The organism is Streptacidiphilus sp. MAP12-33, assembly GCF_041261265.1.
GTDB lineage: Bacteria > Actinomycetota > Actinomycetes > Streptomycetales > Streptomycetaceae > Streptacidiphilus.
Genome location: NZ_JBGCCA010000001.1, coordinates 249627 through 267998 on the forward strand (window position 1 = coordinate 249627; position 18372 = coordinate 267998).

The window sequence follows — 18372 nt, forward strand, 5'->3', positions numbered from 1 at the left end:
TAGAGGTGTAAGGCAGTAACTCGTTCGTCCCAAGGAGCGTCCGTGCCCACGGAGCACCCGATAGCCCCACCCGTCAGGGACCCATCAGGGTTCGCCGAGTTCTACCAGCAGAACTTCGACGCCATCCTCGGCTTCGTCACCCGGCGCACCGACAGCGCGCACCTGGCCGCCGACCTGACCGCCGACATCTTCCTGACGGCGCTGGAGCAGGCGGACAGCTACGACGCCCGGCGGGGGGCGCCCGCTGCCTGGCTGTACGGCATCGCCCGCAACGTCCTGGCCTCGCACTTCCGCGGCAGCGCCCGCGAGCAGCAGGCCGTCTCCCAGATCGCAGGCCGCCGGATGCTGGACGAACAGGACGTCGCCGCGATCGAGGCGCGCATCGACGCCACCCGCGCCGCCCGGCGGCTGGCCGGTCTTCACGGCGCCCTGAGCGAATCGCTGCGAGCCGTGCTGGACCTGGTGGCCGTCGACGGACTGACCACCCGTGAGGCCGCCCAGGCCCTGGGCATCAGTACCGCCACCGCCCGGATGCGGCTGCACCGGGCCCGCAAGGCGCTGCGCAGCGTCACCCCGCCGACCGACCCGTCCCGCACCGCCCTTCTGGAGGCCGCCTCGTGAACACCCGTGTGCCCACCCCCGTGAACTTCCAGCAGCGCCTGCGCGACGAGCTGACCGCCCGCGCCGCAGAGATGACCGCCCTCGACCGGACCCCTGTCCGGCCGCGCCACGCCCGCCGCATCGCGGTGACCTCGCTCGGGCTGGCCGCCGCCGTCACCGCGGTCGTCCTGGGAGCCCAGGCCGGCGGCAGCCCCGTTGCCCCCCACGCCGCGCCGGTCACCTCCCCGAGCGTGGGCGGCAACCCGGCGCCCGCCCTCGGCGACGTCGGTTACACCGTGACGATCCGCCCCGACAAGGTCGTCGCCCTCAAGATCATCGGCACGCGCCTCTCCGGGCTCCAGGCGGCGCTGCGCCGGGCGGGCCTGCCCGCCGTCGTACTGACCCCATCAGCCGCCTGCCCCAGCAAGGTCGTCCCGGTCGACAGCAGCCACCTCGAGAAGGTGATGTCCCTGGACCCCAGGAACGGCCGTATCGCGCTGCTCGACCCCAGCGCCATCCCGCACGGGGACACCCTGCTGATCGTCGACGAATCCCCGGCGGACGCGCTCCACAAGTCCGTGGGGAGCCTGGCCACCATGCTGACCAGGCAGGCGCCGAGCTGCTTCCCCACCTCGCAGGTCGACATCGGCGAGGGCTGATCCCGCCGCCGGGCGGGGTGGCACCCGCCACCCCGCCCGGCACCGGAACAAGCCGCTGCGCCTGGCGGGCGCTCATGGAATTCACACCCGGCCCGGCCCTCGTTCTCAACGGTCAAACGGCCCATACCCCGGCATTCGGGCACGGCGTACCCGTTCGTGTCCGCACACCGGCCAGCACGCGATCTGGTGGCGCGAGACACCACCGGCGTGCTCTGGCTCTACCAGGGCACCGGCAACCCCAGCGCCCCCTTCGAGACCCGCGTCCGCGTCGGCGGCGGCTGGAACACCTACGACTCGATCGTCGGCGTCGGTGACATCACCAACGACGTCTGGACCGACCTGGTCGCCCGCGACGCGAGCGGTGTGCTCTGGCTCTACCAGGGCACCGGCAACCCCAGCGCCCCCTTCAAGGCCCGCGTCTCCCTCGGCAACGGCTGGAGCACCTACAACACTCTGGTCGGCTGACCGATCCTCCCTCGGTGACCGGTGACGCCACGGGCCGGCCTGCAACTCCTGCAGGCCGGCCCGTCGGCGTTGCCGATCAGTTGCCGATCAGTCGACCACGGGCAGGTACACCTTGCCGCCCTGGGCCATGAACTCCTCGGACTTGGCCTTCATCCCGGAGACGACAGTCGCGTCGTCGCCGTTCAGAGGCTCCTCACCGGCGAACATGTCCATCACGGTCCTGCTGATCTTCATCGAGCAGAACTTCGGCCCGCACATGGAGCAGAAGTGCGCCGTCTTCGCCGGGGCCGCCGGGAGCGTCTCGTCGTGGAAGTCGCGGGCGGTCTCCGGGTCGAGGGCCAGGTTGAACTGGTCCTCCCAGCGGAACTCGAAGCGGGCGTCGGAGAGGGCGTCGTCCCAGGCCTGGGCGGAGGGGTGGCCCTTGGCGACGTCGGCCGCGTGGGCGGCGATCTTGTAGGTGATCACGCCCGTCTTGACGTCGTCGCGGTTGGGCAGGCCCAGGTGCTCCTTGGGCGTGACGTAGCAGAGCATGGCCGTGCCCCACCAGGCGATCATCGCCGCGCCGATGCCCGAGGTGATGTGGTCGTAGCCGGGTGCCACGTCCGTGGTCAGCGGGCCGAGCGTGTAGAAGGGCGCCTCGTCGCAGATCTCCTTCTGGAGATCCATGTTCTCCTTGATCTTGTGCATCGGGACGTGGCCCGGACCCTCGATCATCACCTGGACGTCGTGCGCCCGTGCGATCCGGCCGAGCTCACCCAGCGTCTGCAACTCGGCGAACTGGGCCTCGTCGTTCGCATCCGCGATCGAACCCGGACGCAGGCCGTCACCCAGCGAGTAGGTGACGTCGTAGGCGCGCAGGATCTCGCAGAGTTCCTCGAAGTTGGTGTAGAGGAAGTTCTCCTGGTGGTGCGCCAGACACCAGGCCGCCATGATCGAGCCACCGCGCGAGACGATGCCCGTCTTGCGACGGGCCGTCATCGGCACGTAGCGCAGCAGCACCCCCGCGTGGACGGTCATGTAGTCGACGCCCTGCTCGCACTGCTCGATCACGGTGTCGCGGTAGACCTCCCAACTGAGCTCCTCCGCCTTGCCGTCGACCTTCTCCAGTGCCTGGTACAGCGGCACCGTGCCGATCGGGACGGGGGAGTTGCGCAGGATCCACTCGCGGGTGGTGTGGATGTTGCGACCGGTGGAGAGGTCCATGACGGTGTCCGCGCCCCAGCGCGTCGCCCAGGACATCTTCTCCACCTCCTCCTCGATCGAGGAGGTCACCGCGGAGTTGCCGATATTGGCGTTGATCTTCACCAGGAACCTCGAGCCGATGATCATCGGCTCTGACTCCGGGTGGTTCACGTTCGCCGGCAGCACGGCCCGCCCGGCCGCGATCTCCTCGCGGACGGTCTCGGCCGGCATTCCCTCGCGCAGCGCCACGAACTCCATCTCGGGCGTGACGATCCCCCGCTTCGCGTAGGCGAGTTGGGTGACCGCGGCGCCGTCGCGGCCGCGCCGGGGACGGCGCGGGCGGCCGGGGAAGACCGCGTCGAGGCCGTCGAGGCCCGCGCCCACCAGCACACCGCGCGGGGCGGTGTGCTTGAGGCCGTCGTCCTCCGGGCGCGGCTCGCGCCCGTGGTAGTCCTCGACGTCACCGCGCTGGCTGATCCAGGCGTCACGCAACGGTGGCAGGCCGCGGCGCACGTCCGGTTCGAAGGCGGGATCGGTGTACGGGCCGGAGGTGTCGTACAGCGGCACGGTGCCACCCGTGCTCAGCAGCACCTCGCGGTAAGGGACGCGCAGATCGGGCCGGGAGCCCTGGTGGTACGCCTTGCGCCAGGCCGGGGTCGGGTAGCCGCCCTCGGTGCTGGAGACAGACTTGTGCTGCGTGTCGTCATGCGTGGTCATCAGACCCACTACTCCCTACGCCGGCATTACCCGGTCAGGTTCCTGCGGTCGGCGCAGCGACGTCAGCGCCCTCTCAGCCCGGTGCTCCGAGCTCCCGCGTCTACAGATGAGATGCACACGACGATAGCGAGGAATGGCGGAGCTTGGCCAGGGCTGGGCCACGGAGTGGACACGCTGTAGCGTTCGCCAGCGTGGCAGAGCACCACCACCCCGACAGTCACGGGCACGGACACGGGCACACCCACGACCACGGCCCGGCCAGTCCCGCGTCCGCACGGCTGCGCGTCCTGCTCGCGGCGGTGCTGGTGCCGTTCGCGCTGGCCGTGCTGTCCGGCCTCTACCTGCTGTGGCCCGCGCCGCTGCCGGCCCACGCCCCGACGGGGACGGGCTTCGACCAGATCACCGTCACCGGCACGGTGACGGCCACCCGCACCGTGCCCTGCGGCCAGGGCTCGACCGCCACGAGCACGACGGGGGACTCCGGCACCTGCACGGAGATCACCTTCCAGCTGACCAGCGGCAAGAACTCCGGTCGCAGCGTCACCCAGACCCTCACCCCGGACCAGACCGCGGTCTACTCGGCGGGCGAGAAGATCGTCGTCGACTACTCGCCGACGGCGCCCACCGCGTTGCAGTACACGGTGGAGGACGCCGACCGCAGCGTCCCCGTCGCCCTGCTCGCGGGCGTCTTCGCGCTCGCCGTCGTCCTGGTGGGCCGCCTGCGCGGCCTGGCCGCGCTGGCGGCACTGGCGATCAGCTTCCTGGTGCTCACGTTCTTCGTGCTGCCGGCCATCCTCGGCGGCGAACCGCCGCTCGCCGTCGCCGTCGTGGGCGGCGGGCTGATCATGCTGCTGGCCCTCTACCTCTGCCACGGCCTCTCGGCCCGGACCTCCGTCGCGGTCCTGGGCACCATGGCCTCGCTCGCCCTCATCGGCGGCCTGGGCCAGCTGTTCATCGGCCTGACCCGGCTCACCGGCAACACCTCGGACGAGACGGCGTTCGTCCACTCGCTCTTTCCCGGCATCCAACTGCCGGGTCTGCTGCTCGCCGGCGTCATCATCGGCTCGCTGGGCGTCCTCAACGACGTGACGGTCACCCAGGCCAGCAGCGTCTGGGAACTCCACGCCGCCAACCCGGCCCTCGGCGCACGGGCGCTGTACCGCGCGGCGATCCGGATCGGCCGCGACCACATCGCCTCCACGGTCAACACCCTGGTCATGGCCTACGCGGGCGCGGCGCTGCCGCTGATGCTGCTCTTCTCGCTGTCGCACCGCGGGGTGTGGCAGGTGGCGACGAGCGAGATCGTCGCCGAGGAGGTCGTGCGCACACTCGTCGGCAGCATCGGCCTGATCGCGTCCGTGCCGCTGACGACCGCGCTGGCGGCGTTCGTGGCCTCGCGCGATGTCGCGGATCTTCCCGAAGTACCGGCACGAGCCCGGACATCCCACCGCCGCCGTCGGTGAGTTGCGGTCTCGGCGCGGCCGAATCCATGTGCGGGGGGCTGGGGCGGACGGCTAGAGTCTCGTCGTTGATCACCGTCGAGTGATCTCTCTTCCTTCCCGAGGAGCCCCGTGCGCATATCCCGCCGGCGCCTCAGATCCGCAGCCGTTCTCGCAGCGGCCACCCTGTGCGCCTCCGTATCGTTCACCGAAGCGGCTCACGCCGCCGCGGCACCCACCGTCTCGATCAGCATCGACGGGACGACACCCGGCACCACCCCGACCGTCTCCGGCGTCATCGGCGTCACCGCGACGGTCACCTCAAGCCCGGGCGCCCCTGCCACGCAGATCGAGTACTACGTCGCTCGGTCCGGACTCGTCCAGACCATCGCGATCCAGCCCGGCCAGTGCGATGCCTCCTGCACGCTCCACTGGACCATCGACACTGCGGCCGTACGGCCGGGCCAGACCGGCGGCGCAGCCCTCCCCGTCATCCCTGACGGAAGCCGTTTTGTTGGCGCGTTCGCCGCCAGTGCCGGCGCCACGAGCTCCGTGGCGAGCACCCCGGTCGACATCGACAACCACCGCCCGAATCTGCTCTCGTCGAATCTGCCGAGCATCGCCGGTGTCGCCACGGCGGATCAGCTGACCTTCAACGTCACGCCGGCCGTCTCGCCGACCGCTCCGGCCGGGACCACCATCGCCGACGTGCAGTTGGAGGCAGCCGGTCCGGGGGCGCAGGCCTGGCCGGTCTCGCACTTCACCGACAACGGCGACGGCACCTGGACCGTCCACTTCGCCAAGGGCTCGCTGCCCGGTGGCTTCTACTCGGTCTATGCCGTCGCGACCGACAGCAACGGCATCGTCAGTGCGCCGAGGACCGGCGAGGTCATCGTCGACTCGGGCTTCACCGTCACCCCGCAGGCCACCGCCACTCGGCCGGACGGACAGGCCCTGTACGCCGACGTCACCCACCCCGGCTGGACCGGCTGCGGTCAGTCCTTCTCCTACCCGGGTGTCACCCACCTCCAGCTCGACGTGGACGGTCAGCTCTGGCAGGACTCCGCCGTCGACGCGGGCCTGTTGGTCTGGGACGGGCACGGCTGCCGTCTCCCGGCAGCCGGTACGTCGGGCACGCCGCTCAAGCGGCTGCCGCTCGGCCGGCACACGCTGACCTGGGTCGTCACCGACAACGCGGGCGTCCAGCAGAGCGTCGACCAGCAGGTGACCGTCGCCCTGCCGCTCACCTCGAACTGGCCCGTCCTGGACCAGACCGTGGTGGCGGGCAGCCCCCTGCAGGTGAAGGCCAAGGTCTCCGCGCCGGACGGCTTCAGCAAGCTGCGGTCGTGGTCGGTGGTGCTGAACGGGATCAAGGTGGTGGCGTCCGGCACCGGGGCCACGCCGGTCTCGCTCTCACTGCCGACACCGCTGACGAGGGAGACCGGTGGCACCGTCACCCTGCACCTGGTCTCCGACAGCGGGCTGATGTCCGCCCAGACGTTCTCCTACCAGACCGGCTGGGCCACCGCGGCCTACGCCCACGTCTCGGCGACCTCGGTGAAGCGCGGTTCCTACGTCTCGCTCTACGCGAGCGACTGGGAGCGCATCAACGGCACCTGGCACTTCGAGCCGCCCTTCTGGGCGACCGTGCAGTACCAGTGGAGCGTGGCGGGCAGCGGCGTCTGGCACAACGACCCGCTCTCCGGCACCAGCCCGTCCCACCCGGCGCCGGGGGCCGTGCGGATGCGCGTCGGCAGCAACGTCTGCTTCCGTGCCGTCTACGGGCAGAACCCGCACCTCACCCAGTTCGGGTACGACAACATCCCGGCGACCAGCGCGCCGGTGTGCGTGACCGCGCACTGAGCGACAGCTCGTCACGAGCGAAGGGGCCGACCGCATCTGACGCGGTCGGCCCCTTCTGTCATGAGCGGGTGAGCTCACGTCAGCTCTTGGATGCCTTCTTCACCAGGATCACCACGACCGCGCCGAGCGCCACCACGGCAAGCAGCTTGAACACGAGACCGAGCAGCCCCATGAAGATGCCGACTATCGCCGACAGCACCCACCACGCGATGACGATGGCCGCGATCGGGACCACGATGTTGCGCACCCAACCCGGGAGTGCCTTCCACAGTTCAGTCATGATGTCCGTCCTCCCCCTGGGGTGTCCTGGCTTACGTCTTCGATCGTACGGGCGCGACAAGGCCCGACGAAGGTTTCCTGCCCCTGAGAAGACCCGGATAAGACCCTGATCAGGACAGTCGGGGAAACCCTCACAGAAGCCGGGGTTTCACCCCTCGGGCGGCGAGAAGACCACGAGCACCCGCAGGTCCTCGCTGACGTGGTGGAAGCGGTGCGGCGTCCCGGCCGGGACGAAGACGACAGCGCCGCGCGCCACCATCTGCGTCTCCTCGCCCACGGTGACCGACGCCCGGCCGCTGACCACCACGTAGAGCTCGTCCTGGGCGTGGGCGCCCTGGGTGTCGAGCTCCCCGGCGTTCAGTGCGTACAGGCCCGCTGACATGCTGCGTTCGCGCAGGAAGCGCAGGTACGCACCCTCGTTGGCGGACCGCTCGGCGTCGAGGTCGTCCATCCGGAAGAGCTTCATGCGGCCATTCAACCAGTCGGACCGACTGTCGGGACTACCGCTAACGGTCACCGGCTGCGACGATCACGGCATGACGAAGTTCGTACTCAAGACCCTGATCAACGCGGCCGCCATCGGAGTGGCGGCCTGGCTCATCAAAGGCATCGACCTGACCGGCTCCGACTGGGGGCACAAGGCGCTGACCCTCGTGCTCGTGGCCCTGGTCTTCGGCGTGGTGAACTTCTTCGTCAAGCCGCTGGTCAAGCTGTTCTCGCTCCCGCTGTTCATCCTGACCCTGGGCCTGATCACCTTCGTGATCAACGCCCTGATGCTCTGGCTGACCTCCTGGGCCTCCGGCAAGCTCAGCCTGGACTTCAAGGTGGAGGGCTTCGTGCCGGCCCTGCTGGGCGCGCTGATCATCAGCGTCGTGGCCTGGGGCCTGCACCTGGTCGTCCGCGACGAGGACTGACGAGGACCGAGGCGAGGACCGAGGCGCGGACCGAGGCGCGGACGAGGCGCGGACGAGGTCGCCTCAGCGGCCGAGGATGGCCTCCAGCTCGCGGTCGAGGTCGGCGACCGTGTGCTCCTGTCCCATCGGGAGCACACGGTCGGTCCGGCCGAGGAACGAGATCAGCGGCACGGCGGGAGAGCGCAGTACCGCCGCGCCGTCCGTCGAGCGCAGCTCGATGCAGACGTCCATGAAGTCCTCGTCGGTGCCCGGAACGGGCCGGACGCGGACGTCGCCCTCGCCGCTCGGGCGGGTGATCCCGTCCAGCAGCAGCTCCCTCCCGAAGAGCCAGGTGACCGGCGGGTCGCCAGGCAGGTGGAAGGTGAGGCGGACCGCCAGCGGGTCGCCAGGGTCGTAGGAGAGCTCCACGGCCGTGTCGAAGGCGAGCTCGTCCGAGACGAGCAGGCTCATCACCAGGCGGCCCTTGACCAGGCTCTGCTGCATCTTCATTGCGGTACCTCTCGATCCCCGTCGTCAGTTGGTACTGCGTACTGCGTACTGCGTACTGCGAGCGTCCATCGTCGCTTTTGTCCGCTCTCGGACCCAAGGGCGAAGTTTTCAAATGGTGAACGAGAGCCGGTCCATGACCGACCCGACCCGGGCCGCGAGCCGGTCCGCGACTGCGGGGAGTCGAGGGGACTGCACCGCCGGCAACGAGAGCGCGATGGTGCAGACGGCCGCCCCGACCATGATCGGAACCGCCGCACAGACCACCCCGGGCATGTATTCCTGCTGTTCCAGCACCGGACGCCCGAGCGGCCGCGCCTCCAGGCGGCGCAGCAGCACAGGGGTATCGCTCACCGTGCGTCGCGTCAGCGACAGCGGACGGTGACGCGAGAAGTAGTCAAGGCGGCCTTCCCGGTCGAGCTGGCCGAGAAGGCACTGCCCGATGGCGTGCGCGTTGCCGGTGGCGCCGAAATCGGCCCACTCCTCCACGGCCTCCACGCCCGGCCCCTCGGAGACGTCGACCACCTCCACCTCGCCGTCGCGGTAGGTGGCGAAGTAGGTGGCGGCGCCGAGCTCCTCGCGCAGCCGCGTCAGCGCGTGGCTGATCGCCTCCCGGCCCTCGCGCACCTCGCGGTGCCGACCGAGCGAACCGACCGCCTCGCCGTGGACGTAGAGGCCGTCGACCCGGGCCAGGTATCCCTCGTGGGTGAGCGTCCGCAGCAGGTGGTACGTGGTGCCGAGCGGCAGCCCGGCCCTGCGGGCGAGCTGCTTGGCGGTCGCGCCCGAACGGTGCTCGCCGACGGCCTCGAGCAGCCGCAGAGCCCGCTGCACGGAACCGATCAGTGTCGGTGCGGCCTTCTCCGTGGCCATCTCGACTCCCAGGGCCAGGGCATATGCCATTTGGACGCAACTCCTCCACATCATGCCCACTGATCGGGGGAATTGTCTGCGACTCCGGTGTACTCCTGACCCCGCCGAACGGCGGGGTACCGCCACGGCGTGTCCCCGCCCTTCTCCTGGTTTCACCTCTGGCCCCCTGCGGCACACTTCCAACGTGGTGGCACGAACCGCGACACACGTAGCAGCACGACCCGCCCCGCGTCCGGTGGTGAAGCGCACGGCCCGCGCGATCCTGCTGGACGACGGCCCCGACGGCCCCGAGCTCGTCATGATCAAGCGGACCAAGCCCGGCCGCACTCCCTACTGGATCACCCCCGGCGGCGGCATGGAGCCGAGCGACGCGACCGTCGTCGACGCCCTCCACCGCGAGCTCTCCGAGGAGCTGGGCGGCAAGGCGACGGACATTGTCCCCGCCTTCGTCGACACCGTCTCCCACACCCATCACGAGGACGGCACCGAGCTGCATCCTCACGGGGTGAAGGTGCAGCACTTCTTCGTCTGCCGGCTCAGCAGCATGGACCTCTCCCGCAGGCACGGCCCCGAGGTGGACGAGCCGGTGGGCGAGTACGAGGTCGTCCGGCTCCCCTTCACCCGCGAGGGCGTCACGGCGGTCAACGTCGTCCCCCCGTCCCTGCGGGCGTACCTGGCCGCGAACATCGAGGGTGTCCTCGCCCTGCTCTCCGACGATCTCGCGTCGGGGTAGTCGGGGCAGGGGAGGCGCAGCCGGGAGACGGAGCCTCGGGGCGCGCGGTCAGACCTGGCCGTCCTCCAGGTCGTACAGCATGTGCTCCGCGCGCACGCCCGCGCCCAGGAGCACGCCGCGCGTCCTGCGGATCATCGCCGACGGGCCGCTGAGGCACGCGCGGTAGCCCTCCCACGGGCCGGTGTGGCCGATGACCTCCGGGAGGGTGCCGCGTTCCGTGCCCACCGGCAGCGTCGAGCCGGGGGTCGGCTCCGCGACAGCGGTACGGACGGAGAGCCAGGGCAGGCGACGGTCCAGCTCCCGCAGCGCCGGGAGCGCGTACAGCTCCTCCGCACGCCGCGCGCCGTAGTGGATCTCGACCGTACGGCGCGCGCCGCTCAGCGCGAGCTCCTCGACGATCGCCAGCAGCGGCGCGACGCCGGTACCCCCGCCGACCAGCAGCAGCGGATCGTGGTCGCGCGGGTCCACCACCATCCGGCCCAGGGCCGGACCGAGCCGGAGCACGTCGCCGGGCTGGGCCCGGTGCACCAGGGCGTTGCTGACCCAGCCTGCCGGAACCGCCTTGACGTGCAGCCGCAGCAGCCCGTCCGCGCCCGCCCGGGCGGGCACCGAGGACGGGGAGGCGAGGGAGTAGTTGCGCCACACCCGCGGCCACCAGGGGACCTCGACGCTGGCGTACTGGCCCGCACGGTACGGGTAGGGGTGGTCCGTCCGCAGCGTCACCACCGCGATGTCGCGGGTGACCGGTTCGACCGACTGCACCTCGCCCTGCCACCAGGCGGGCGAGCTCTGCGCGTCCCGGGCGGCCGCGGCCATCATCACCTGCGCGATCACGCCGTAGACCTTCTCCCAGGCCCGCGCGGTCTCCTCGTTCCACTCCCGGCCGCAGTACCGTTCCAGCGCCGCCAGCAGCGCCGCCCCGACGGGGGCGTAGTGCTCGTCCCGCACGCCGTACCGGCGGTGACCGCGAGCCAGCTTCTCCAGGTAGTCGACGAGCGTCGGCGGATCGTCGGCGGCGCGGCCGGCGGCCAGCAGCGCGCGGAAGAGGCGATCGCGCTGGACGTCCATCGCGGCCGGGAAGAGCGCCCGCAACTCCGGGCGGGAGAGGAAGAGCACGGCGTAGAAGTGCGCCGTGGCACGGTCGGCGACCGGTTCCACCAGGCCCAGACTCCGCCGGATCAGCACGATGTCCTGCGGCGTGGGCCCGACCGAGCCGGTGTCGTCCGCGGCCGGCCCCGCCGCTGCGGACCGCTCGGCCGCCGCCTGCCGGGCCGCGGCGGCCTTCTGCCGGGCGGCCAGCGGCACGACCGCCACCACCGAGCCGGGCAACGGCATCGGCGGGGGCGGCAGCGGTGAGGACGGGATGCCCTGCGGCATGGGGGGTGGCGCGGCCTCGATCGGCAGCGGCGCGAGCGGCTGCGCAGAGGTCGCCGGGACGGCCCAGGCCCTGCTCCACGCGTCGTCCGGCCCGACCCAGTTGAGCGCCGGCGCGTTGGCGATCAGCGGCGTGTAACCGGACTGCCGCAGCGCCACCTCCTGCGCCGAGCCGCCGTCCACCGGCGGTTGCTGCGTCGCCGGCCGGGCCGCCGGTTCGGGCGGCGGCTCCGGCGCCGCGGCGGGAGGTTCCGCCGGGGGTTGAGCCGCCTCGGCGGCTTCGGCCACCTCGGCGGACTCCTCCGCCGAGGCATTCCGTCGGTCCGCTCCGCGCGTGCGGGAGCGACCGTTTCGATTGAGCGCGCTTCCGATCGACACCTTGGAGCTTCATCTCCCGTCGGGTCCGTACCTGCTTCGGAGCCTGGCACGGGGTGACGGGGTGTCCCACCAATAGGATGAAGAACAGGGCGTGCGCGTATCGGAAGCGCTACGCTGACGCGCCCCCGCCCGCAACGGCAGAGCGCTCCAGCGCCTCGGTGAGCTCCTGCCCCAGCTTGCGCTTGGCCCGCGCGCCCACCGCCGTCCACACCGGCTCCCCGCCGCGGAACAGCATCAGCGTCGGCATGGAGAGCACGCCGTAGCGGCTCTGCGTCCCCGGGTTGGTGTCCACGTCGAGCGCGACGACACCGAGCTCGTCCCGTCGCTCCGCGGCCAGCTCCGCCAGGACCGGCGCCATCATCCGGCACGGCGGGCACCAGTCGGCGGTGAACTCCACCAGCACCGGCAGTTCGCTCGCCAGCACCCGCGCCTCGAAGTCCGCGTCCGTCACGGCCGCGACCTGCTCACTCGTCCCCGCCATGGCCCTCTCCCCTCACCCGGTACCGCTCCTGGTCGTGCTCCTGGTCGTGCCCTTGGTCCTGCGCCAGCTCGCACCGGGGCTCCGGCGGCGTCCGGGCCGTGGCGTCCAGCTCCGCCCGCGCCAGCTGCGCGCCCACCTGCTCGCGGACCTCCTGCAACCGGCCGATCACCGAGTCGAGCTCGGCGAGCTTGCGCCGGTACACCTCCAGCGACGCCGGACAGGCGTCACCGCTGGGATGGCCCGCGCGCAGGCAGTCCACGAACGGCCTGGTCTCCTCCAGCTCGAAGCCGAAGTCCTGCAGCAGCCGGATCTGCCGGAGCAGCCGCAGGTCCTCCTCGTCGTAGCGGCGGTAGCCGTTCTCGCCGCGGCGGGCGGGCAGGAGCCCGCGCGCCTCGTAGTAGCGGAGCGTCCGCGTCGTCGTGCCCGCCTCGCGGGCCAGCTCACCGATGCGCATGTCCCGACCGTAGACCTTGACCCCGACGTCAACGCCAGGCCCGCGGGCACACGCGTCAGGAGTCGGTGTCGCGGGTGTTGGAAGTGTCGCGGGTGTCCCGGGTGTTGGAGGTGTCGCGGGTGTTGGCCTGGACGCCGAAGTGGAGCATGGCCGGGAGGGTCAGCTCGCCGTAGGTCTCGTTGACCGCGGCGGCCACCGCGTCCGGGTCGCCCGGGTGCTCGGCCAGGTGCGCGTCGAACTCGCGCAGGTAGTCGCCGGTGAAGGCGATGACGCGCGCGGCGTCGTCGTCCTGTCCCGGTGCGCGGTGCCCCGCGACGATCCGGTCGGCGTCGAGGCCGCGCACCGTCTCCAGCGTGGCCAGCCAGTCCGCTCGCTGCGCGGCGGTGGTGTCGGCGGTCCACAGGTGGGTGCCGTTGAAGGTGACGTCCCCGCTGATCACCGTGCGGGCGTCCGGGACGTGGACGACGGTCGAGGCCGTGCAGTCGCCCTGGCCGACGGTCAGCATGTGCACGGGCGAGCCGTCGATCAGCATCGTGTCGGTCGGCAGCGGCCCGGGGACGATCGGCATGGAGGTGACGTCGTCCCCGAACGCCTGCTGCCACTGCGCGACCTTGGCCAGCCCCGTGCGGGTGATCTCCTCGATCACCGACGGGTCGGCGTAGACGGGGGTGCCGGGGAAGAGCCGCAGCACCTCCTCGGTACCGAAGTAGTGGTCCGGGTGAGGGTGGGTGACCACGATCGCCGCGAGCGTGCGCGCCTTGCCCGCGACCCACTCGGCGAGCTCGCGCCCCGCACTGCGGGTCAGCTGGGTGTCGACCAGCACGGCGTGGACCGGACCGATGATCAGCGAGGAGGTGGCGAAGAAGGCGGCCTCGGAGCCGGTGAAGACGTCCACCTCCAGCGGGACCCGCGCGGGCACGGCAGGCGCGGACGCGCTGGCCGGGGGCCCGCCCGCCGCGCCGACGCCGGGGGTGTCCGCGTCCGGCGTGCCGGCAACCGGTTCCGTCGCGCTCGGCGTGCTCCCGCTCGGGACGGCGGCCTTGTCCGGGGCCCCGGGCTCGTCCGGGTTACCGGCGGCCCGGGTGCGCTTCCTCGCCATCGCTCAGCCTCTCCGCCGTGGACGCTCCGCGGGCGACCGTCCGCCCCAGCGATGTCCGCTCTACCCGAATGATGGCAATCATGGCAAAAGGCAGCACTTCGCCGGGTATTTCACCACCGCTCGGCGCGCCAGCCCTCCGGGTCCACCCCGCCGGGGACGGGGCCGTCCGCCGGATAGGGCTCCCGGGTCAGCACGAAGGTGCCCACGTCCAGATGGGTGACCCGGCCCTCGGCGTCGCGGACCACCCGCATCGGCTCGCCGTGCCAGTAGCCACCCTCGGCGGTCCAGGTCCGCCCGTCGGCGGACCGGCGCAGCCGGGCCTCGCGGGTGTTGCTGCCGCTCAGCGGCGTCAGTTCCAGCACGTCCTCGGCGACCAGTCGCAGCCCGAAGCCCGTCGGCCCCCAGTACCAGGGGCCGGTCAGCGCCAGCACCTCCGGATCGCAGGCCGCGAGCGGCCGCCACGGCTCGGGGATCAGCGGCTCGCGCTCGGCGACGATCCGGAGCAGGTCCGTGGCCAGCTCACCGAAGCCGGTGCCGGGGCTGGAGGTGGTGTTGGTGAGCACCACGACGCCGAGCCGCTGCTCGGGGGCGATCCAGAGCCCGGCCAGGAAGCCGGGCATCGAGCCGCCGTGCCCGACCAGGGAAAGACCGTCCGCGCGGGCCACCATCAGGCCCAGGCCGTAGCCTTCCTCGCCCGGTGCCTGGCTCTCCCGCATCTCCGCGACCGAGGCGGCGCCCAGCACGCGGTCGTCCCCGGCGAGCAGGAACGCGGCCCAGCGGGTCAGGTCGTCGGCGGTGGACCACAGCTGCCCGGCCGGGCCCATCCGCCCGGTCTGCTGCAGCGGCTCGGCCAGGATCACGTCCGCCCAGGGGTGTACCGCCCAGCCGCCCGCGTGCGGGGCGTCCGGCAGCGCGGTCGTGCGGCGCATCCCCAGCGGGCGCAGCACCTCGCGGTGCAGCACGGTGTACCAGTCGTCGCCGCGCAGCTGCTCGACCAGTGCGCCGAGCAGGGCGTAGCCGACGTTGGAGTAGTGGAACAGCCGGCCCGGCTCGTGCGGCAACGGCGGGTGCTGCAGCAGGTCGGCGAGCTCGGGACGGAGCGCGCCGTCGGTCCGTTCCCACCAGGGGCCGGGCGGCTCGTTGCTGAGCCCGGCGGTGTGCGCCAGCAGCTGCCGGATCGTCACCTCGCCGACGGCCGGGCCGACGGCGGGCAGGTGCTGCCCGAGCCGGTCCGAGAGCTTCAGCTGACCTTCGTCGCGCAGCCGCATGACCAGCACCGCGACGAAGGTCTTGGTGATCGAGCCGATCCGGAACTGGACGTCCGGGTCCGGCGCGTGTCCGTCGACGATGCTGCGCGAGCCCCACCAGCGCCGCTGCCCGTCCCGCAGCACGGCGGCCACGACACCGGGCAGCCGCCCGTCGCGCTGGGCGACGGCGAGCCGGTGGGCGAGCGCGCGTCGGGTCTCGGGCAGCAGGTCCGCGAAGTCGTCGTCGCCGACGGTGGTGGTGCCGGCGGTGGTGGTGCCGGCGGACGCGGGGGGTACGGGGTTCACCATGGCTCGAACGCTAACCGCCGTGGTCGGGCGGAGCGAGACGATTTTTCCGAGTGTCACCCACGAGCCGCCCGGGGGCCGCAGCCCGGGGCCAAAGGCCCGGCGCGGCGTCAGACGTAGGCCGCCAGCACCTCGATCTCCGCGCGCAGGCGCTCCACGTGGTCCGGTCGGCCCACGCGCTCGTAGGCCGCGACCGCCTCCCGCCGTTCGGCGACCTCCGCGCGGACGACGGCGCGCACGTCGTCCTCCGTCAGCACCCTCCGGGCGACCTCGGCCGCGCCGACACCCACCGGACTGCCCTCGATGCTGAGCGAGCCCGGACCACCCGCGACGGCCGGATCCGCGGGGACCGCCTCGGCGTTCTCGATCGCGCCCAGGGTGGCGCGCAGCACGGACGTGGTCAGCCGGTCACGGCCCTTGATCGCGACGGCGAGGGCGTCACGCAGGCGGTGGCGCAGAGGCAACGGGTCGGTGGTCATGGCGAGGACCTTAGAGCGGGAACCGGGCCGGTTTCGACCTGTTTTCTCCCGCTCGGCCCACCACCGTTCCCGTATCCCTCGGGTGAGAACGTGCCGCGACAGTTGCCCCCGGCCGTCCGCGTCGTTGGTCCTGGCATGACGGCAGACTCGTTGACCCCCTACCCGCCAACGGAAGAAACGTTTCCGCAGTCCGCTCGGCAGGTCACCTCCCGGCAGCACCCGGAGGATCCCATCTACGTCCACCTGGCCAAGGCCTGGCACCGCGAGGGCCGCACCGTGCCGGGCGAACCGGATCTGGAATGGCGTCGGCTGACCAGGGGCCTGCACCCGGCCCCGCTCCCAGCGCCGCGCGACGGGCGGCTGCTGCCCGGCAAGCACCGCAGAGAGAACGGAGGGCAACAACCATGACCCCACCCCAGGCCTCCGCCCCCCAGCCGTCCGACGAGGCCACCGGCGTCGGCTCGGGCAGCCAGGGCCAGGACTCCGGCGCCGCCGTGCGGGTCGCCTGCGGCGCGGAGATCGAACTCGCCCTCGTCACCGGCCCAACCAGCGAGGTCCCCTTTCCGGCACGGCTCACCTACACCCAGGCCGACCCGTACGCCGTCCGGCTGCACTGCCAGACCGGCCCCCGCACCACCGTGACCTGGGTGCTCTCCAGGGAGACCTTGAGCCAGGGGCTGGAGGGCCCGAGCGGCCTCGGCGACGTCCACGTGTGCCCGGTGCCCGGACCGGGGCGGAGCACCGTCCTGATCACCCTCGGCACCGGCGTGGACGCCGCGCTGTTGCGCGGCGACAGCGGGGTGATCCGGCGCTTCCTCACCCTCTCCGCGGCCGTGGTGCCTCCGGGCGAGGAAGACCGCCACCTGGACCTCGACGCCCTCATCGCACATCTGCGGCAGGCGCCTTGAGCGCTCGCCTCAGGACCGCTCCGCCGGACCGGCCACCGGCCCCGCCGCCGCGCCCGGCGCCGCTCCCGCGGCCGCTGGGGCTCCGGCGCCGCGTCCCTCGTCGTATCCCGCGACGAGGGTGCCGAAGAGCCGGTCCCACAGCGTCGTGTAGAAGCCGAAGTTCCGCTCCGGGAACCAGTGGTGACCGACATGCAGGGCTGGGGTCGCGATCCAGCGGAAGACCGTGGAACGGCGCCACGACGCCGGCAGCGGATCGACCCCGGCATGGCCCAGGGCACCGAACACCAGGTTGGCGACCCCGAACGCGACGATCGCCGACGCGGCGAACCGGTGCAGGGCCAGGACCGTGAGCCAGACACCGCCGAGCCCGGCGACCTCCAGCGGATGAACGGCGAACAGCGTCAACGGTCCGACATAGGCGAACCGGTGGTGCAGTCGGTGCGCCAGCGGGAAGAGCCGCCCCAGATGGGCGATCACATGGCCGAGATACAGCGCCACGTCCATGCCCAGGGTCAGCAGCACGAAGTCCACCACCGCCGCCGGGCCGAACCCGGCGTCGACGCCGATCACGTCACGCCGCCACAGCCACCAACCGAGCAGCAGCACCACGCTGTTGCCGATGACCGTGCTCACCGCCAGGCGGCGCTGCGCCCGGCGCTCGGCCTCGACGTCCGGCACCGCGGGCACGACACCCGCCGGATCGGGGACGACGACCGACCAGGGCAGTGACCGTGCCACCACGGTCACCAGATGCGCGATCATCAGTTGCACCACGTTGACGGCGACCGCCAGCAGGGCGAACCAGCCCCACGGCAGTGCGCGCAGTCCTGCGAGGAAGCCGGCCACGGCCCCGAGTCTGCCACCGGCCCGCGCCGGGGCGAAGGGGTTCGTCCAGGCCCGCGATCCCCGACAGCCCTCCTGCCCGGCCGTCTCCCCGCTCGGGCGAACGACAGGTCGCCGGCCGGTAGCACGGTCAGCTCCGTGATGGTGAAGACGAGGTAGAAGTAGAAGAAGAGCTCCAGCGTCGACACCCGCCGCCCGCCCGGCGTCTCGGCCCCGGTATCCGCCGCGGCGCCCGCCCCCTTCAGCTCCCCGTGACACCCGGCCCCCACCAGCTCCTCGTACACCGCGTCCACCTGCTCCGGCCCGGCGCAACGGAAGGCCAGCCCCGTCCTGCCCCCGCCCCGCGGGGCGCGCCACCCGGGGTGGAACGACCGCACCGTCTCCTCGCTGTCCAGCACCAGCAGCAGCCCTCCGGGCAGGTCCGCCTCCACGTGCGGCTGTGCCTCGGCCCCCTCGGGGAACTCCAGCCCCAACCGCCGGTAGAACCCGACCGACGCGGTCATGTCGGAGACGACCAGGCCGACGAAGGCGAACTGCGGCGCGGACGTTGTCGTGTTGTCGTTGTCCATACCGGCGAGCCTAGGTCGGCGCAGGCG

Annotated in this window: 20 protein-coding genes, 1 pseudogene and 1 riboswitch; of the genes and pseudogenes, 8 read left to right on the forward strand and 13 right to left on the reverse strand. The window is 72.0% G+C overall.

All coding sequences use genetic code 11. The annotated features are described in order from the left end of the window. The first annotated feature begins 42 nt into the window (after positions 1-42). The 3 genes from ABH931_RS01225 to ABH931_RS01235 all read left to right on the forward strand — a co-directional run bounded on the left by ABH931_RS01225 (position 43) and on the right by ABH931_RS01235 (position 1724). Positions 43-621, forward strand: coding sequence for an RNA polymerase sigma factor (locus ABH931_RS01225; RefSeq protein WP_370108932.1), 579 nt, complete (start codon positions 43-45; stop codon positions 619-621). Beyond that, the gene (locus tag ABH931_RS01230) at positions 618-1259 is read left to right on the forward strand and encodes a hypothetical protein (RefSeq protein WP_370108933.1); all 642 of its coding nucleotides are present in this window, start codon (positions 618-620) and stop codon (positions 1257-1259) included. Before ABH931_RS01225 ends, ABH931_RS01230 begins: the two co-directional genes overlap by 4 nt. Before the next feature lie 186 nt (positions 1260-1445). Then, positions 1446-1724 (forward strand): hypothetical protein, encoded by a 279-nt coding sequence (locus ABH931_RS01235; RefSeq protein WP_370108935.1) that lies wholly within the window; start codon positions 1446-1448, stop codon positions 1722-1724. An 87-nt stretch (positions 1725-1811) separates the two neighbouring features. Here ABH931_RS01235 and thiC read toward each other — a convergent pair whose 3' ends face one another. Continuing rightward, positions 1812-3623, reverse strand: a complete 1812-nt coding sequence (gene thiC / locus ABH931_RS01240; RefSeq protein ID WP_370108937.1) for a phosphomethylpyrimidine synthase ThiC — start codon at positions 3621-3623, stop codon at positions 1812-1814. After that, a riboswitch (TPP riboswitch) is annotated at positions 3619-3731 on the reverse strand. It overlaps the preceding gene by 5 nt. A gap of 83 nt (positions 3732-3814) precedes the next feature. On the opposite strand from thiC, the gene ABH931_RS01245 reads away from it, so the two are divergent. After that, positions 3815-5086, forward strand: coding sequence for a YibE/F family protein (locus tag ABH931_RS01245; RefSeq protein ID WP_370108938.1), 1272 nt, complete (start codon positions 3815-3817; stop codon positions 5084-5086). Positions 5087-5194: 108 nt separating this feature from the next. Beyond that, positions 5195-6925: a hypothetical protein gene (locus ABH931_RS01250; RefSeq protein WP_370108940.1), complete on the forward strand. Its 1731-nt coding sequence runs from the start codon at positions 5195-5197 to the stop codon at positions 6923-6925. A 79-nt stretch (positions 6926-7004) separates the two neighbouring features. On the opposite strand, the gene ABH931_RS01255 is transcribed toward ABH931_RS01250, so the two are convergent. Both ABH931_RS01255 and ABH931_RS01260 read right to left on the reverse strand, forming a co-directional pair. Then, positions 7005-7205 carry a DUF5326 family protein gene (locus ABH931_RS01255; RefSeq protein WP_370108942.1) on the reverse strand — a complete coding sequence of 67 codons (201 nt, stop codon included), beginning with the start codon at positions 7203-7205 and terminating at the stop codon, positions 7005-7007. A 147-nt stretch (positions 7206-7352) separates the two neighbouring features. After that, positions 7353-7670, reverse strand: coding sequence for a cupin domain-containing protein (locus ABH931_RS01260; protein WP_370108944.1), 318 nt, complete (start codon positions 7668-7670; stop codon positions 7353-7355). A 70-nt stretch (positions 7671-7740) separates the two neighbouring features. Here ABH931_RS01260 and ABH931_RS01265 point away from each other — a divergent pair, with 70 nt between their 5' ends. Then, the gene (locus tag ABH931_RS01265) at positions 7741-8118 is read left to right on the forward strand and encodes a phage holin family protein (RefSeq protein WP_370108946.1); all 378 of its coding nucleotides are present in this window, start codon (positions 7741-7743) and stop codon (positions 8116-8118) included. Positions 8119-8181: 63 nt separating this feature from the next. Here ABH931_RS01265 and ABH931_RS01270 read toward each other — a convergent pair whose 3' ends face one another. Together ABH931_RS01270 and ABH931_RS01275 are read right to left on the reverse strand one after the other, a co-directional pair. Beyond that, positions 8182-8607, reverse strand: a complete 426-nt coding sequence (locus ABH931_RS01270; RefSeq protein ID WP_370108948.1) for an SsgA family sporulation/cell division regulator — start codon at positions 8605-8607, stop codon at positions 8182-8184. A gap of 108 nt (positions 8608-8715) precedes the next feature. Further along, entirely contained in the window at positions 8716-9504 is a 789-nt protein-coding gene (locus tag ABH931_RS01275; protein ID WP_370108950.1) for an IclR family transcriptional regulator, read from the reverse strand. Between the two features lie 208 nt (positions 9505-9712). Here ABH931_RS01275 and ABH931_RS01280 point away from each other — a divergent pair, with 208 nt between their 5' ends. After that, positions 9713-10207, forward strand: coding sequence for an NUDIX domain-containing protein (locus tag ABH931_RS01280; RefSeq protein WP_370108952.1), 495 nt, complete (start codon positions 9713-9715; stop codon positions 10205-10207). A gap of 48 nt (positions 10208-10255) precedes the next feature. Here the strand turns inward: ABH931_RS01280 and ABH931_RS01285 are convergent, their stop codons facing one another. The 6 genes from ABH931_RS01285 to ABH931_RS01310 all read right to left on the reverse strand — a co-directional run bounded on the left by ABH931_RS01285 (position 10256) and on the right by ABH931_RS01310 (position 16025). Then, positions 10256-11869 carry a globin domain-containing protein gene (locus ABH931_RS01285; protein WP_370108954.1) on the reverse strand — a complete coding sequence of 538 codons (1614 nt, stop codon included), beginning with the start codon at positions 11867-11869 and terminating at the stop codon, positions 10256-10258. A gap of 199 nt (positions 11870-12068) precedes the next feature. Further along, the gene (gene trxA, locus ABH931_RS01290; RefSeq protein WP_370108956.1) at positions 12069-12440 is read right to left on the reverse strand and encodes a thioredoxin; all 372 of its coding nucleotides are present in this window, start codon (positions 12438-12440) and stop codon (positions 12069-12071) included. Continuing rightward, positions 12424-12894: a MerR family transcriptional regulator gene (locus ABH931_RS01295; protein ID WP_370108958.1), complete on the reverse strand. Its 471-nt coding sequence runs from the start codon at positions 12892-12894 to the stop codon at positions 12424-12426. Before ABH931_RS01295 ends, trxA begins: the two co-directional genes overlap by 17 nt. Positions 12895-12949: 55 nt before the next feature. Further along, positions 12950-13993: an MBL fold metallo-hydrolase gene (locus ABH931_RS01300; RefSeq protein ID WP_370108960.1), complete on the reverse strand. Its 1044-nt coding sequence runs from the start codon at positions 13991-13993 to the stop codon at positions 12950-12952. A gap of 110 nt (positions 13994-14103) precedes the next feature. After that, positions 14104-15549, reverse strand: a complete 1446-nt coding sequence (locus ABH931_RS01305; RefSeq protein ID WP_370108962.1) for a serine hydrolase domain-containing protein — start codon at positions 15547-15549, stop codon at positions 14104-14106. 107 nt (positions 15550-15656) lie between these two features. After that, positions 15657-16025, reverse strand: coding sequence for a GatB/YqeY domain-containing protein (locus ABH931_RS01310; protein WP_370108964.1), 369 nt, complete (start codon positions 16023-16025; stop codon positions 15657-15659). 404 nt (positions 16026-16429) lie between these two features. On the opposite strand from ABH931_RS01310, the gene ABH931_RS01315 reads away from it, so the two are divergent. Beyond that, positions 16430-16933: an SsgA family sporulation/cell division regulator gene (locus tag ABH931_RS01315; protein WP_370108966.1), complete on the forward strand. Its 504-nt coding sequence runs from the start codon at positions 16430-16432 to the stop codon at positions 16931-16933. A 9-nt stretch (positions 16934-16942) separates the two neighbouring features. Here the strand turns inward: ABH931_RS01315 and ABH931_RS01320 are convergent, their stop codons facing one another. Both ABH931_RS01320 and ABH931_RS01325 read right to left on the reverse strand, forming a co-directional pair. Then, complete coding sequence (locus ABH931_RS01320) at positions 16943-17779, reverse strand: sterol desaturase family protein (RefSeq protein ID WP_370108968.1); 837 nt, start codon at positions 17777-17779, stop codon at positions 16943-16945. A 236-nt stretch (positions 17780-18015) separates the two neighbouring features. Continuing rightward, positions 18016-18345, reverse strand: a pseudogene (locus tag ABH931_RS01325) (VOC family protein); the annotation flags it as partial. Between the last annotated feature and the right edge of the window lie 27 nt (positions 18346-18372).

Excerpts from the sequence above, each read along its gene's own strand:
- thiC (WP_370108937.1), bottom strand. The coding sequence starts at position 3,623 with ATGACCACGCATGACGACACGCAGCACAAGTCTGTCTCCAGCACCGAG.
- ABH931_RS01255 (WP_370108942.1), bottom strand. The coding sequence starts at position 7,205 with ATGACTGAACTGTGGAAGGCACTCCCGGGTTGGGTGCGCAACATCGTG.
- ABH931_RS01260 (WP_370108944.1), bottom strand. The coding sequence starts at position 7,670 with ATGAAGCTCTTCCGGATGGACGACCTCGACGCCGAGCGGTCCGCCAAC.
- ABH931_RS01265 (WP_370108946.1), top strand. The coding sequence starts at position 7,741 with ATGACGAAGTTCGTACTCAAGACCCTGATCAACGCGGCCGCCATCGGA.
- ABH931_RS01270 (WP_370108948.1), bottom strand. The coding sequence starts at position 8,607 with ATGAAGATGCAGCAGAGCCTGGTCAAGGGCCGCCTGGTGATGAGCCTG.
- ABH931_RS01275 (WP_370108950.1), bottom strand. The coding sequence starts at position 9,504 with ATGGCATATGCCCTGGCCCTGGGAGTCGAGATGGCCACGGAGAAGGCC.
- trxA (WP_370108956.1), bottom strand. The coding sequence starts at position 12,440 with ATGGCGGGGACGAGTGAGCAGGTCGCGGCCGTGACGGACGCGGACTTC.
- ABH931_RS01295 (WP_370108958.1), bottom strand. The coding sequence starts at position 12,894 with ATGCGCATCGGTGAGCTGGCCCGCGAGGCGGGCACGACGACGCGGACG.
- ABH931_RS01300 (WP_370108960.1), bottom strand. The coding sequence starts at position 13,993 with ATGGCGAGGAAGCGCACCCGGGCCGCCGGTAACCCGGACGAGCCCGGG.
- ABH931_RS01305 (WP_370108962.1), bottom strand. The coding sequence starts at position 15,549 with ATGGTGAACCCCGTACCCCCCGCGTCCGCCGGCACCACCACCGCCGGC.
- ABH931_RS01310 (WP_370108964.1), bottom strand. The coding sequence starts at position 16,025 with ATGACCACCGACCCGTTGCCTCTGCGCCACCGCCTGCGTGACGCCCTC.
- ABH931_RS01315 (WP_370108966.1), top strand. The coding sequence starts at position 16,430 with ATGACCCCACCCCAGGCCTCCGCCCCCCAGCCGTCCGACGAGGCCACC.